The sequence below is a fragment of the Chromobacterium amazonense genome (assembly GCF_001855565.1).
Classification (GTDB): domain Bacteria; phylum Pseudomonadota; class Gammaproteobacteria; order Burkholderiales; family Chromobacteriaceae; genus Chromobacterium; species Chromobacterium amazonense.
In genome coordinates, this window is the sequence record NZ_MKCR01000008.1 from 43,030 (window position 1) to 57,024 (window position 13,995).

Consider the following 13,995-nt stretch of genomic DNA (forward strand, 5'->3'; position numbering starts at 1 on the left):
AAAGGCGGCGTTCAGCGCGCGGCGAGCAGCCTGTTGGCGACGCGGCTGATTCGTTCCGCCGTGGCGGAGGCGGCCAGGCCTATCGGTCCGCCGGCTTCGAGACGATAGTCGTCGCCGGCCAGACCGTGCAGGCACACCGCCAGCGCGGCGGCTTCAAATGCCGGCAGGCGCTGCGCCAGCAGGGCGGCGAGCAGGCCGGTCAGCACGTCGCCCTGGCCGGCCACGGCCAATTCCGGCCCGCCGCTGGCATTGACCAGGTAGTAGCCGTCAGGCCGAACAATCAGGCTGCCGGCCCCTTTCAGGACGACGACGCAGTGGAAACGCGCCGCCAGCTCGCGCGCATGCCGCACCCGGTCGGCCTGAACGGCCGCGGTGTCCAGCCCCAGCAGACGCGCCGCTTCCGCCGGGTGCGGCGTGAGGATGGTCGGGAAGGGGCGAGCGGCCAGTTTGGTGGCCAGCGCCGGACGGGCGGCCAATAGATTCAGCGCGTCTGCGTCCAGCACCAGGGGCTGGGTTTGCGCCAGCGTCTGCTCCAGCAGTTGCTCGGCCCAAGGCTGCTGCCCCAGGCCAGGGCCGACGGCGATGACGTCCGCGCTCGGCAGCGCAGCCATTTCGTCGACCGGGCGTATCATCAGTTCCGGCGTGGTCGGGTCCACCGGCAGCCGGTCGTCCAGCGGGCACAGATAGACTTTGCCCGCGCCGCCGCGCAGCGCGCTGCGTCCGGCCAGCAAGACCGCGCCCAGCATGCCCGGCGCGCCGCCCAGGATGCAGACGCCCCCATAGCTGCCTTTGTGGCTGTCGCGCGGCCGGGCCAGCGGCGAGACGTCGGGCGCATTCAGCGCGCCTTCGGCCGGAGGGTATAGATTGGCCGGGCAGTCCAAGCGGGCCAGCGTCACCGCGCCGGCCAAGTCTGCGCCAGAGCCGCCAAACAGGCCCGGCTTATGGCAGAGGAAGGTCAAGGTGTGGTCGGCGCGCAGGGCCGCGCCCAGCGGCTGGCCGGTATAGGCATCCAGGCCGCTGGGGCAATCCAGCGCCAGCTTGGGGCAGGCCAGGGCGTTCAGCGCATGCATCAGCCGCTGCCAGCTTGCGTCCAGAGGCCGCGACAAGCCGATGCCGAACAAGCCGTCGATCAGCAGGGCCGGCGCCGGATAGTCATCCGGCAGGGTTGCCAAGATGGCGAGGCCGGCCTGTTCCGCCGCCAGGCGCGCCGCTTGGCAGGCCGCGCTGGCCGGCGGCGACGGTTGCAAGATGTCGAGCCGGTAGCCGCGCTGATGCAGCGCCAGCGCGGCGTACAAGGCGTCGCCGCCGTTGTTGCCGGAGCCGGCGCAAACCAGCAGCCGAGAGGCGGCGGGGACGCGCTGAGCAGTCCAGTCGGCGGCGGCCTGCGCTGCGCGGGGCATCAGGTTCAGTCCGGCGGCTTCGGCGGACTGCTCCAGCTGACGCAGCCCTTGCAGGCTGAGGATAGGGCCGCCGTCCATGCTTATTCTCCCCAGCGCGGCGTCAGCGTCTGCTCCACGCCCAATTGATCCAGCACGCGCGAGACGACGAAATCCACCATGTCGTCCACGCTCTTGGGATGAGTATAGAAGCCGGGGGAGGGCGGCAGAATCACCACGCCCAGGCGCGCCAGTTCCAGCATGTTTTCCAGGTGGATGGCCGATAGCGGGGTTTCGCGCGGCACCAGCACCAGCTTGCGCTGCTCCTTGATGCAGACGTCGGCTGCGCGTTCGATCAGGTTGTCGCTCATGCCGTGGCGGATGGCCGCCAGTGTGCCCATGGAGCACGGGCACACCACCATGGCGTCCGGCGGGTTGGAACCGGAGGCGGCCGGCGCGAACCATTCCTCGCGGCCGTAAACTTCCAGCAGTTCCGGCGCGGCCGGATAGCGCTGTAGCAGCCAGGCTTTCATTTCCGCCGGGCGCGATGGCAGCGTCAGTTCCATTTCCTGCTTGGCCACGATCTGCGCGGCTTGCGAATACAGCACCCACACCCGGATGCCTGCGGCGAGCAGGGTTTCGATCAGGCGCAGGCCGTAGGGCAGGCCGGAGGCGCCGGTAAGGGCGACGGTGACGGTTTGGCGGCGGGACATCGGGGGCAGTCTCCAGGGGCGGGCGTTGCCGCCTGTCTCCTGTTCAGTGGTCGGGGTGCAACTGGCGGTGGCGCACCAGCACTTGCTGGTCGGCGAAGGCGCGGGCCAGGCTTTCGATGATGAAGACCGAGCGGTGCTGGCCGCCGGTGCAGCCGACGGCCACCGTCAGGTAGCTGCGGTTTTCCTTGCTGTAGCAGGGCAGCCACTTGGCGACCAGCGACTGGATGTCGTTTATCATGTCGGCCACTTCGGCGTGCTTGGCGAAGAAGTCGACGATGGGCTGGTCGCGTCCGGTCAGCGGGCGCAGCAGCGGATCGTAATACGGGTTGGGCAGGCAGCGGGCGTCGAACACGAAATCGGCGTCCTGCGGCACGCCATGCTTGAAGCCGAAGGATTGGAAAATCAGCGTCAGCCGGCTGCTGTCGGCGTCCACCAGTTCGCGTATCCAGCTGCGCAGCGCGTTGGCCGACAGCTCGCTGGTGTCGATGCGGGTGCCGAGTTCCTGCACTCCGCCCAGCATTTCCTGTTCGACCTGTATGCTCTCTTCCACGGTGATGCCGGAGCCGGCCAGCGGATGGCGGCGGCGGGTCTCGGAGAAGCGCTTGACCAGCGTGGCCGGCTTGGCTTCCAGAAACAGCAGGCGCACGTCTATGCCTTGGCCGCGCAGCTGCGTCACCACTTGCGGCAGCGCGCCCAGCGACGGGCCGGAGCGGGTGTCGACGCTGATGGCGATGTCGCTGTAGCCGAACTCCTCATACATGGCCATGGCCTCCGGCAGCATATTGGCCGGCAGATTGTCCACGCAGTAAAAGCCGGAGTCCTCCAGCGCGCGCAAGGCCACGGATTTGCCGGAGCCGGACAGGCCGCTAATCAATATCAGGCGCATTTTCCTGGTCTCGCAAGAAATTGGTGTGTCGTTCGATGAACTCGCGGGTGCTGTCGATGCCGCGCAGCTGCAGGATGTAGTTGCGCACGGCGGCTTCCACCAGCACCGCCAGGTTGCGGCCGGCTGCCACCGGCAGCACCACTTTGCGCACCGTGACGCCTATGATGTCCTGGGTCTCGGACTGAATGTTCAGCCGGTCCAGCGCCTGCATGGCCTGGTCGTTGGCCTTCACCAGGTGGATGATCAGCTTCAGCACTTTCTTGGGACGGACGGCGGTCTCGCCGAAGATGGTGCGGATGTTCAGAATGCCCAGGCCGCGCACTTCGAGAAAGTCGCGCAACAGCGGCGGGCAGCGGCCTTCCAGCGTGTCCGGGCCGATGCGGTACAGCTCGACGGCGTCATCGGCCACCATACCGTGGCCGCGCGAGATCAGCTCCAGCGCCAATTCGCTTTTGCCCATGGCCGAGTCGCCCATGATCAGCACGCCGATCTCGAACACGTCGAGGAACACGCCGTGCAGCACGGTGGACACCGCCAGCGCGCGCGCCAGATAGATGCGCAGCACGTCCATCAGGTACGGGCTTTCCAGCGTGCTGGTCATCAGCGGCACGTTGTGGCTGTGGCAGTAATCGCGCAACAGGCGCGGCACCGGCTGGCCATTGGCCACCATCACCACCGACATGCTCTTGTGGAACAGCTGGTCCAGCGCGGTCTTGGCCGCCGACTGCTCCAGCTTGTTCAGGTAGTCCACCTCGGCGAGGCCCAATACCTGGACGCGGTTGGGGTGGATGAAGTTCAGGTGGCCCACCAGCGCCAGGGTGGGGCGCTGGTCGTCGTTGCCGATGACGTTGTCGGAGCCGCCGGTGCCGGCGACCCAGGTCAGGTTCAGCTTCTGCTGATTTTCCTGATACAGGCGGCGTACGGTAATGCTAGGCATTGGGGGTCCAATCGCAGAGCTGCTGGTAGAGCTCGTCGCGCAATCCGATGCTCAGCATTTTCTCGCGCATCTGCCGGCTGGAGAACAATTGCGCCAATTCCGACAGCACCTGCAGATGCAGATCGGTGGCGTGCTCCGGCACCAGCAGCACAAACAGGCACTGCACCGGCTTGCCGTCCGGCGCGTCGAACGGGATCGGGGCCTTCAGCCGGATGAACACGCCGGTGGCTTCCTTCAGGCCGCGCGCGCGGCCGTGCGGGATGGCGACGCCTTGGCCCAGCCCGGTGGAGCCGAGCTTCTCGCGGCTGAACAGGCTGTCGAAGATTTCGCTGCGGGCGATGCCGCGCGTGTTTTCCACCAGGAGACCGACCTGCTCGAACACCCGCTTCTTGCTGGCGACATCCAGATCCAGCAATACATGGTCCGGAGTCAGTATCTTGCCGATGAGATTCATATTGGATTATGCATGCGGCTCTTTGATAAACCCGGAATTCTACGTTGCCTTGATAGTACTGAAAACCGGCAAGCGCAAAGAAAAACGGGAACCGCCCGGTTCCCGTCCTTTTCAACTAGGCGTCACAGCGAGGGCTGCTGGACTTCGCCGGAGCTTTGCACGCGGTGTTCGGTCAGCTTTTCCTTGTGCTTCAGCACTTGGCGGTCCAGCTTGTCCATCAGCAAGTCGATGGCGGCGTAGAGGTCGGCTTCGCTAGCCTCGATGTGGATGTCCTTGCCGGACAGATGCACATTGACTTCAGCCTTTTGAACCAGTTTGTCTACCGACAGGGTCACGGAGATGTCGATCACGTTGTCGACATGGCGGGTAATGCGCTCCAGTTTGTTCTCGATGTATTCGCGCAGCGACGGAGTGACTTCCAGGTGCAGGCCAGTTACTTTGAGGTTCATACCCTAGCTCCTTCTGGTGTTGACCGCCCGGGCGGGTTGTCGGGCGGCATTGTATTCTTGTGCAGGCCCTTACAGCGCCTTGCGCAGATTCACCGCCGGAATCTGCATGGCTTCACGATACTTGGCTACGGTGCGTCTGGCAACCTGTATTCCCTGCTTGGCCAGCGCGTCGGCGAGGGCGCTGTCCGACAGCGGCTTCGCCCGGTTTTCGCCTTCTATCATGCTGCGGATGTGAGCCTTGATGGCGGTGGCGGAACACTCGTCACCGCTTTCAGTCTCCAACGAACTGCCGAAGAAATACTTGAGCTCGAACAAACCTCTCGAACAAAGCAGGTATTTCTGGCTGGTGGAGCGGGATACGGTGGATTCGTGCAGGCCCAGCTCTTCCGCGATATCGCGCAGAATCAGCGGCCGCATCGCCACTTCGCCTTGTTCAAAGAACAACTGTTGACGCTCAACAATAGCTTCCGCCACTTTCAGGATGGTGTCAAACCGTTGCTGGATGTTCTTGACCAGCCAGCGCGCTTCCTGCAGCCTGGCGGACATCTCGCCGCCCTGGCCGCGGCTGTCGGCCAGCATGCGCTCGTACAGCTGGTTGACGCGCAGCCGCGGCACGGCCGAGCGGTTCAGCTCCGCCACCCAGCGTCCGCGCAGCTTGCGCACGCTGATGTCGGGGATCACGTAGTGGACATCGCCCTGATGGAAGCCGGTGGCCGGGTGCGGGTTGAGGCGGGCGATCAGCGCCTGCGCCGCGCGCAGTTCGGCGTCGTTGCAAGCCAGCAGCTTTTTCAGTTTGGCGTAGTCGCGGCCGCCCAGCAGCGCCAGATGTTCGCGCACGATGGCCAAGGCCAGCGCATGGCCTGGTTCTGCCGCGGGCAGCCGCTGCAGCTGCAGCTGCAGCTGCAGCGATTCCGCCAGCGTGCGCGCGCCGACGCCGGCCGGGTCGAACTGCTGCAGCAGGGCGAGGCCCACGGCCAGCTCGTCGCTTTCCAGCTGCAGCTCCAGCGGCAGATGGCTGGCCAGCTCGTCCAGGCTTTGCGGCAGGTAGCCGTCGTCGTCCAGCTCCTCGATCAGCAGGCGCACGATGGCCTCGTCGCGGCGAGGCAAGGCGATCTCGCCCAGCTGCGCCAGCAGGTGCTCGCGCAGGCTGATCTGGCAGGGCACGTTGAGCATAGGGTCGTAGTCGTCGTCGCCGCCGTGGCGGCTGCCTGCGCCCCAGTCCAGCAGCTCGCCGGCGCTGTCGTCGCGGCTGTCTGCCGCTTCGCTCTCCGTGGTTTCCCGCGCTTCCGCCGCCTCCGAGGGCGCGTCGCTGTCGCGCGGCTCGTCGCCGCGTTCCAGCAGCGGGTTGTCCAGCAAAAAGCGCTCGACTTCGGCCTGCAGGTCCAGCGTGGACAGCTGCAGCAGCTTGATCGACTGCTGCAGCTGCGGGGTCAGCGTCAGCTGTTGCGAAACCTTGAGCTGTAGTGCCTGCTTCATGGTTTACAGGTGGAAGTGTTCGCCAAGGTAAACCTTGCGCACCTTGTCGTTGTTGACCAGCTCCTCCGGCTGGCCGGAGGCCAGCACCGAACCGTCGCTGATGATGTAGGCGCGGTCGCAGATGCGCAGCGTCTCGCGGACATTGTGGTCGGTGATCAGCACGCCGATGCCGCGCTCTTTCAGGAAGGAGATGATTTTCTGAATATCGATTACCGCGATCGGGTCCACGCCGGCGAACGGTTCGTCCAGTAGGATGAAGCGCGGCCGGGTGGCCAGCACGCGGGCGATTTCCACCCGGCGCCGCTCGCCGCCGGACAGAGCCAGCGCGTTGCTGTCGCGCAGATGGCCGATGTTCAGGTCGTCCAGCAGCAGGTCCAGTTCCTTTTCCAGCTCCTTGCCCTTGAGGCCGGAGATTTCCAGGATGGCGGTGATGTTCTCCTCCACTGTCATGCGGCGGAAGATGGACGCCTCCTGCGGCAGATAGCCCAGGCCCAGCTGGGCGCGCTGGTGTATCGGAAAATGGGTGATGGATTGTTCGTCCAGCCTGATGTCGCCATCGTCGGCGCCGATCAGGCCGACGATCATGTAGAAGCTGGTGGTCTTGCCGGCGCCGTTGGGGCCGAGCAGGCCGACGACTTCGCCGCTTTCGATGTTCAGCGAGACATCCTTGACCACGGTGCGCTTCTTGAAGCGCTTTTTCAGGTTCGAGACAGTGAGAACGCTGCGCTTCATGGTTTGGCGGCTCCGCTGGAAGCCGGCTGCGAGGCCGTTTTCTTCGGCTGCAGGATCACTACGGAGCGGCCCTTGCCCGAGGCGGAGGTGCCGCCGCCGACCACTTCGAAGGTTTCTTCCAGCGTGTTGTAGCGGATGACGTTGCCGATGGACAGGTCGCCGTTGCGCTTGACGCGGGCATTGCCAGTCAGCACCACCAGGTGTTTGGCGCTGTCGTAGTCGAGCACGCTGCTTTGGCCCTCGACCCAGCCGCCATCGCGGTCCATTTTCTGGCGGAAGGTGACGATGCGGCCGGTGGCGTGCATGGTCTGGTTGCCTTGTTTGTCCTGGGTGACGGTCAGTTGGTCGGCGTTCAGCCGCAGCGTGCCCTGGATCACCACCACATTGCCGTTGCAGATCGAGATGCCCTTGATCTGGTCCATGGTGCAGCCGTTGTCGCTGGTGATTTCAATTGGCTTGTCGCGGTCGGCCTGTTCGGCCTGGACCAAGGCGGAAGCGGCCAGCAGCATGCCGGCCAGCAGGATTCGGGTCTTATTTGGCATAGATGATCTTGGTTGTGGACAGCAGATTGAGCAGACCCTGCGGCTCCTGGTAGGTGAAGCCGATGGAGTGGGCCACCGAGTTGCCCTGGGTGATCACGGACGGCGATTGGGAGCTGGCGTAGCGTTTGCCGGTGTCCACGAACATCGCGCTGCTCTGCAGCCGGGTTTCCGGCTGCTTGCTGTCTGCGGGTTTGATCAAAAGGACTTTTTTGTCGAAAAAAGCCTGCTGGTTCTTGTTGTTGTAGCGGCCGGTCTCGCCGATCACGTGGTATTGCAACACGCCCGCATCGTATTGATACAGGTCCGGCTTTTCGAAAAAGGCCTCAGGCTTGCCGGGGTACTGCCACATGCGGCTGGCGATCAGCTTGTCCAGCATTTTGCCGTGTTCGTCGTAGCGGGTGGCGATCAGATCCTCCGCCACATATTCCGGCTTGTCCGGGTCCAGCTCGCGATGACGGGTATCCCAGCGCGAAACTTGGTCCAGCCACAGCGTCAGCATTGCGGTCAGGCCGATCAGCAGCACCGGGAACAACCGGTGGGAGCGCAGCAGGCGCATCATGCCAGGTATTCCGCGATGATGGCGTCGAAAGTGCCCTGCGCCTGCATGATCAGCTCCACCAGCTCGCGCACCGCGCCATGGCCGCCGGGGTTGCCGGTGACGTAATGGCAGTGCTGGCGCACCTGCGGCGGCGCTTCCGGCACCGCCACCGCCAGGCCGACGCGAGTCAGGATGGGCAGGTCGATCAGGTCGTCGCCTATGAAGGCGCATTCCTCGGCTTTGAAGCCGGTTTTCTGCAGGAGGTCAGCCAGCGCCACTTTCTTGTCGTGCACGCCGCCGTAGTAGTGGTCGATCTTCAGCGCGCGGGCGCGGTGTTCCACGCAGCGGTCGGCGCGGCCGGAAATGATGGCCAGTTGCACGCCGGTGCGGCTGAGCAGCCGCAGGCCTAGCCCATCCTGCACGTAGAACGATTTGCTCTCTTCGCCCTGGGCGTTGTAATAGATGCGGCCGTCGGTCATGACGCCATCCACATCCATGATCAGCAGTTTCACCTTGCGGGCCTGCTCGGCAATCATACGCATACTTGTGTCCTATAAGCCGTCCGCCATGGGGCGAGCGGCGGAATCAGAATACTCCGGCGCGCAGCAGGTCGTGCATGTGCAGCACGCCCGCCAGCTTGCCGGCATTATCGACCACGGCCAGGCTGGTGATCTGTTTTTCCTTCATCACGAAGCCGGCTTCGGCCGCCAGCTTGTCCTGATGAATGGTGCGCGGGTTGGCGCTCATCACTTCGTCTATTTTCAGACGGTAGACGTCGGCGGCTCTTTCCAGCGTGCGGCGCAGGTCGCCGTCGGTGTAGATGCCCAGCAGCGTGTTGTCCTTGTCGCAGATGGTGATCATGCCCAGGCGCTTCTGCGACATCTCCAGCAGGGCGTCTTTCAGCAGGGTGCCCGGCGCGACGCGCGGCAGGTCATCGCCGCCGTGCATCAGGTCGCGCACATGCACCAGCAGGCGGCGGCCCAGGCTGCCGCCGGGGTGGGACAGCGCGAAGTCGCTCTGGCTGAAGCCGCGCGTCTCCATTAGCGTGACCGCCAGCGCGTCGCCTAGCGCCACCTGCACCGTGGTGCTGGTGGTGGGCGCCAGGTTCAGCGGGCAGGCTTCTCTTTCCACATGGGTATGCAGCAGGATGTCCGCGGCCTGGGACAGAGACGATTCGGCGCGTCCGGTGATGGCGATCAGCTTGCTGCCCTTCAGCTTGAGCGCCGGCAGCAGCGACACCACTTCGGCGGACTCGCCGGAGTTGGACAGCGCGATGACCACATCGTCGCCGGTGATCATGCCCAGGTCGCCGTGGGCGGCTTCGGCGGGATGGACGAAGAAGGCCGGCGTGCCGGTGCTGGCCAGCGTGGCGGCGATCTTGCGCGCCACATGGCCGGACTTGCCCATGCCGGTGACGATCACGCGGCCTTTGCCGGCAAGAATGATTTCAACAGCGGCCAGGAAGTCGCCATTCAGGCGCTCGGCCAGCGTGCTCAGCGCTGCAGCCTCGGTTTGCAGGACTTCGCGCGCCATTTCCAGGCGGCGGGTGTCTTGTATTTTTTCCATAAGGCAAAAGTATATCAAAGGTTATAATCGATTGACGCGCGCGCTGGTGCAACTTTTGCTTGGGCGCGTCGTTTTTCGTCGCTTCCTTTCTCTTCCGCCACCCAAGGAGACCCCGCCGCCGATGCATTCCATGGCCCCCATCGTTCTTGTTTTGTTGGCCGCCGTGTTGGTGGTGACCTTGTGCCGCAGCCTGAGGGTGCCGGCGATGCTCGGCTATCTGGTCGTGGGCTTTCTCGCCGGTCCCGGCGTGATGAAGCTGATTCCCGAGGGCGACGAAACCGCTTTTCTCGGCGAGATCGGCATCGTCTTCATGATGTTCACGATAGGCCTGGAGTTTTCGCTGCCCAAGCTTAAGGCGATGCGTCAGCTGGTGTTCGGCGTCGGCTTGGCCCAGGTGGTCGTCACCATGCTGCTGGTGGCGCTGGCGATAGGCTGGATCACCGGCAGCCCCTTGATCGGCTTGGCGACGGGCGGCGCCTTGGCGATGTCGTCCACCGCCATCGTCAGCAAGCTGCTGGCCGAAAGACTGGAATTGAACCAGCCGCATGGCCAGCTGGCGATAGGGGTGCTGCTGTTTCAGGATATCGCAGTGGTGCCGCTGCTGATCCTGCTGCCGGCTTTCGCCGGAGGCAGCGATACGATGTGGCTGGACCTGGCCAAGGCCGGCGGCAAGATCGTGGTGGTGCTGGCGCTGTTGCTGTTTTTCGGCCAGCGGCTGGTGCGGCCGTGGTTCCATCTGGTGGCGCGGCAGCGTTCCGGCGAGCTGTTCATGATCAATGTGCTGCTGGTGACGCTGGGCGTGGCGTGGCTGACCGAGCTGTCCGGCCTCAGCCTGGCGTTGGGCGCTTTTGTGGCCGGCATGCTGATTTCGGAAACGGAATACCGCTACCAGGTGGAAGAGGATATCAAACCGTTCCGAGACATCCTGCTTGGCTTCTTCTTCATCACCGTGGGCATGCGGCTGGAGCTGCCCATTCTGTTCGATCACCTGGGCGTGGTGCTGCTGTTGCTGGTGCTGCTGCTGCCGTTGAAGATTGCCGTGGTTTTCGGCCTTGGGCGTTTGTTCGGCCACCGCTCCAACGACGCGATGCGCGCCGCGCTGGCCTTGGCGCAGGGCGGCGAATTCGGTTTCGTGCTGCTGGCCTTGGCCATGAACTTGAAGCTGGTGCCGATTCCGGCGGCGCAGGCGGCGATCGCGGCCATCCTGATCTCCATGCTGATTGCGCCCTTCCTCATCATGCATGGCGAACGCATCACCCGCCGCCTGATCAAGCAGGACTGGATGCTGCAGTCGCTGGACCTGCATCAGATGCTGGTGGCCAGCATGAGCAAGAACGAGCACGTGCTGATCTGCGGCTACGGACGCAGCGGCCAAGCGCTGGCCCGGCTGCTGGAGGCCGAGAATATCAATATGTTCGCGCTGGACATGGACCCGGAGCGGGTGCGCGAAGCCGGCGAGGCGGGCGACCAAGTAGTCTTTGGCGATGCCGGCAAGAAGGAAGTGCTGATTGCCGCCGGCCTGATGCGGGCCAAGGTGGTGGTGGTGACGTTTGCCGATACCCACGCCGCCTTGCGCATTCTGCACGCGGTGCGCGAGGTGCGGCCGGAGTTGCCGGTCATTGTGCGCACCGTAGATGACAGCGAAATGGATGTGCTGCGCCAGGCTGGCGCGGACGAGGTGGTAGCCGAGGTGATGGAGGGCAGTTTGATGCTCGCTTCGCAGGCTCTGCTGGAAGCCGGCGTGCCGCCCAGTCGTGTGCTGCGGCGCATCCGCGCGGTGCGCGAGGAGCGCTACGATCTGTTCCGCGGCTTCTTCCGCGGCGCCAGCGACGAGGTGGAGAGCCTGGAGGAGGCGATGGTGCCGCGCCTGCTCAGCGTGCAAGTGTGCGGCGGCGCCTTCGCCATCGGGCAGCCGCTGGGCGCGCTGCGGCTGGAGGATGCCGGGGTCGAGGTGAAGGCAGTGCGGCGCCAGCGGACGCGGCGCACCGATTTCGATGACAGCTTTGAGCTGCAGGCCGACGACATCCTGGTCTTGTTGGGCACGCCTGAGCAACTGGCGTTGGCGGAGTCGCGGATTCTTCAGGGCGAGTGAGTCGCTGCCGTGTGCGGCATCCATTCAACAAAAAAGCCCCGTATGCTACGGGGCTTTGTCTTGCGCGCAGGCTGCGCCGTTTACGGCAGGATGGTGGTGATCTGCTTCTGCAGTTGCTGCTTCAGCGCCTGCTGCTTTTCGCCTTCCGTCTTTTTGCCCTTGACCAGGGCGTTGAAGTCCAGCGCGTAGACCGGCGCGTTGATCGGCCCGGTGATCTTCAGCGGTACATTGACGCCCTTCAGGCGCGCGAATTCCTGCGGATTGGCCTGCACATCCATCGCGTAGTCGACAATGTTTTGCTTCAGGTCGATCTTGCCGCCGCCCTTGACGTTGACCAGCTGCGAGGCGAGCTTCAGGTCCTGGCTGCGCGCCACGCCCTTGTCCAGCTTGAAGCTGGTGGACAGGGTGGAGAAGGTGGTCTTCTGGTCGTTCTGCGCCGCGCTGTTCCATTCTTTTAATTCCGCCGGCAGATTCTTCAATGCCGCCACCAGGTCGATGCCGGTCAGCGCGCCGTTGTTCAGGCTGAAGGCGGCGTCGCCGCTGAGGGTGTTGCGCAGCTCGGCGAAGGATTTGCCGTCGGCGCTGATGTCGATCTGGCCATTGCCCTTGCCGTCCAGCCGGCCAAAGTTGAACAAGTCCACCAGCAGCGGGCGGATCTTCATGCCCTGCAGCGTTTGCTTCACCGACAGATGCGGCACGTCGCGCCGGCTCAGCGAGGCATCGCCCTGCAGCCGGCCGTCGTAGATGTCGGCCGACATCTGGTCCAGTTCGAAGGCACGCGGATTGATGCGCACGTTGCTGCTGATGTGGTTGATGCGGAAGCGGCCCATTTCCAGCTCGCCGATGGCGATCTTGCCGTTCAGGTCGAAGAAATCCAGCCAGTCCAGCGGGATCTCGTTGGTGTTCTGGAAGATGGCCACCGGATCGCCCTGGGTTTCCGGCAGGTAGCGGTTCAGGTCCAGCTTGCCGATGGACAGCATGGCTTCATGCCGCGGCCGGATCAGGCCGTATTGGCTGAGCGTGGCGGAAACATCGGAGCCGTCCAGCTTGCCGCCAACCCGCAGGTTGAAGCGCGGTTCGTCGATATCGCCGTCCAGCATGCCGTCCATGCTGGCCACCAGTAGGCCGCGCGGCAGGGCCGGCGTGGTGATGGTGCTGGTCAGCTTCAGGGGCTGCATGCGCAGCTGGCTCAGCCCGGCCAGCGACAGCGGCGCGTTCAGTTTGACGTTGACCTTGGTGGAGCCGGCCAGCCAATTGAACTCGCCGTTCAGCTTGTCGGCGTACAGTCCGCCTTCGCTCAGCTTCAGATTGTCCAGCGCGGCTTGCAGCTGGTATTCGCTGCGAGCGTAGCTCAGCTTGGCGCTGAGGCTGCCGGACGGCATGGTCAGCTCATGCAGGCTGGCGTTGACCTGCGGCAGCGTCAGCTTGACTTCGCTGGTCGGACGGTCGCTGTTGAAGCTGATCGTCACGTCGTTGCCGGTGGCCTGCAGCGAGGCGAAATTGAATTTGTAGGCGCCGGCGATGCCTAGCTTGGTTTCGCCCAGCCCCTGGATGTTGCTGATGGCCACGGCGTCCAGTTCTGGCAGGCTGACTTGGTCATCCTGGATGGTCAGCGGGGTGTTCAGCGCCAGCCGCACCGGGCGCTTGTCGTCATCCAGCACGGCGCCGGCGCTCACCCTCGCAGTGCTGCGCAGGCCATCGGCGTCCACGCTGATGCTGGAGAGGCGCTTGTCGGTATGCGTCATCTGGTCGGATAGCAGCAGCGTGCCTTCGCGGATGCGCAATTGGTCCAGCTTGAAGCTGTAGCCGTTCTGGTTATGGCGCTGAAACAGGTCGGCGATGTTCAACTGGCCATCCAGACTGCGGCTGATGCTGGCGCTGGGGCCATACAACTCAACGCCCTTGATTTCGCGGTTGCCCAGCAACAGCGGCATCCAGGCCAGCGACACGCGCAGCATTTCCACGCGGGCAAAGACGTCGGGCTTGCCGGCTTCGCTGACGCTGACGCGCTCGATGTCGAGTCCGGGGGAGGGGAAAACATTCGGGGTGATGCGGCCTTCAATGCGCACGGTGCGGCCGCTGTCCTGCAGGGCTCGGGTGAGGTTGCCGCGCACCGCGGCTTCGTCGAACTGCCAGTAGATCAGGGCGCGGATCAGCACCAGCGCGAACACCACGGCCAGCAGACCGTAGGTCGAGATTCTTAGCCACAGCCGGCCTGAGTTCCATTTCATCTG

Annotated in this window: 14 protein-coding genes; 1 reads left to right on the plus strand and 13 read right to left on the minus strand. The window is 64.5% G+C overall.

Annotated features, from left to right (window positions below; translation table 11 throughout):
- Positions 1 to 11: 11 nt before the first annotated feature.
- The 12 genes from BI343_RS05820 to BI343_RS05875 form a co-directional block, all read right to left on the minus strand.
- The gene (locus BI343_RS05820; protein ID WP_071109012.1) at positions 12 to 1,478 is read right to left on the minus strand and encodes a bifunctional ADP-dependent NAD(P)H-hydrate dehydratase/NAD(P)H-hydrate epimerase; all 1,467 of its coding nucleotides are present in this window, start codon (positions 1,476 to 1,478) and stop codon (positions 12 to 14) included.
- A 2-nt stretch (positions 1,479 to 1,480) separates the two neighbouring features.
- Positions 1,481 to 2,089, minus strand: coding sequence for a flavin prenyltransferase UbiX (locus tag BI343_RS05825; protein ID WP_071109013.1), 609 nt, complete (start codon positions 2,087 to 2,089; stop codon positions 1,481 to 1,483).
- 43 nt (positions 2,090 to 2,132) lie between these two features.
- Positions 2,133 to 2,975, minus strand: a complete 843-nt coding sequence (gene rapZ, locus BI343_RS05830; RefSeq protein ID WP_043627221.1) for an RNase adapter RapZ — start codon at positions 2,973 to 2,975, stop codon at positions 2,133 to 2,135.
- Entirely contained in the window at positions 2,956 to 3,912 is a 957-nt protein-coding gene (gene hprK, locus BI343_RS05835; protein WP_043627218.1) for an HPr(Ser) kinase/phosphatase, read from the minus strand. The genes rapZ and hprK overlap by 20 nt, the downstream gene beginning before the upstream one ends.
- Positions 3,905 to 4,366 (minus strand): PTS IIA-like nitrogen regulatory protein PtsN, encoded by a 462-nt coding sequence (gene ptsN / locus BI343_RS05840; RefSeq protein WP_071109014.1) that lies wholly within the window; start codon positions 4,364 to 4,366, stop codon positions 3,905 to 3,907. The genes hprK and ptsN overlap by 8 nt, the downstream gene beginning before the upstream one ends.
- Before the next feature lie 122 nt (positions 4,367 to 4,488).
- The gene (gene hpf / locus BI343_RS05845) at positions 4,489 to 4,815 is read right to left on the minus strand and encodes a ribosome hibernation-promoting factor, HPF/YfiA family (RefSeq protein ID WP_043627214.1); all 327 of its coding nucleotides are present in this window, start codon (positions 4,813 to 4,815) and stop codon (positions 4,489 to 4,491) included.
- Positions 4,816 to 4,884: 69 nt separating this feature from the next.
- Positions 4,885 to 6,291: an RNA polymerase factor sigma-54 gene (locus BI343_RS05850; protein ID WP_071109015.1), complete on the minus strand. Its 1,407-nt coding sequence runs from the start codon at positions 6,289 to 6,291 to the stop codon at positions 4,885 to 4,887.
- Between the two features lie 3 nt (positions 6,292 to 6,294).
- Complete coding sequence (gene lptB / locus BI343_RS05855; protein WP_071109016.1) at positions 6,295 to 7,023, minus strand: LPS export ABC transporter ATP-binding protein; 729 nt, start codon at positions 7,021 to 7,023, stop codon at positions 6,295 to 6,297.
- Entirely contained in the window at positions 7,020 to 7,565 is a 546-nt protein-coding gene (lptA, locus tag BI343_RS05860; protein ID WP_071109017.1) for a lipopolysaccharide transport periplasmic protein LptA, read from the minus strand. The genes lptB and lptA overlap by 4 nt, the downstream gene beginning before the upstream one ends.
- Positions 7,555 to 8,124, minus strand: a complete 570-nt coding sequence (lptC, locus tag BI343_RS05865; RefSeq protein ID WP_071109018.1) for an LPS export ABC transporter periplasmic protein LptC — start codon at positions 8,122 to 8,124, stop codon at positions 7,555 to 7,557. Before lptC ends, lptA begins: the two co-directional genes overlap by 11 nt.
- Entirely contained in the window at positions 8,121 to 8,645 is a 525-nt protein-coding gene (locus tag BI343_RS05870; RefSeq protein WP_071109019.1) for a KdsC family phosphatase, read from the minus strand. Before BI343_RS05870 ends, lptC begins: the two co-directional genes overlap by 4 nt.
- Positions 8,646 to 8,688: 43 nt before the next feature.
- Entirely contained in the window at positions 8,689 to 9,669 is a 981-nt protein-coding gene (locus tag BI343_RS05875; RefSeq protein WP_071109020.1) for a KpsF/GutQ family sugar-phosphate isomerase, read from the minus strand.
- A gap of 121 nt (positions 9,670 to 9,790) precedes the next feature.
- On the opposite strand from BI343_RS05875, the gene BI343_RS05880 reads away from it, so the two are divergent.
- Complete coding sequence (locus BI343_RS05880) at positions 9,791 to 11,761, plus strand: monovalent cation:proton antiporter family protein (protein ID WP_071109021.1); 1,971 nt, start codon at positions 9,791 to 9,793, stop codon at positions 11,759 to 11,761.
- Positions 11,762 to 11,841: 80 nt separating this feature from the next.
- Here BI343_RS05880 and BI343_RS05885 read toward each other — a convergent pair whose 3' ends face one another.
- Positions 11,842 to 13,992 carry an AsmA family protein gene (locus BI343_RS05885; RefSeq protein WP_071109022.1) on the minus strand — a complete coding sequence of 717 codons (2,151 nt, stop codon included), beginning with the start codon at positions 13,990 to 13,992 and terminating at the stop codon, positions 11,842 to 11,844.
- Positions 13,993 to 13,995 lie beyond the last annotated feature (3 nt).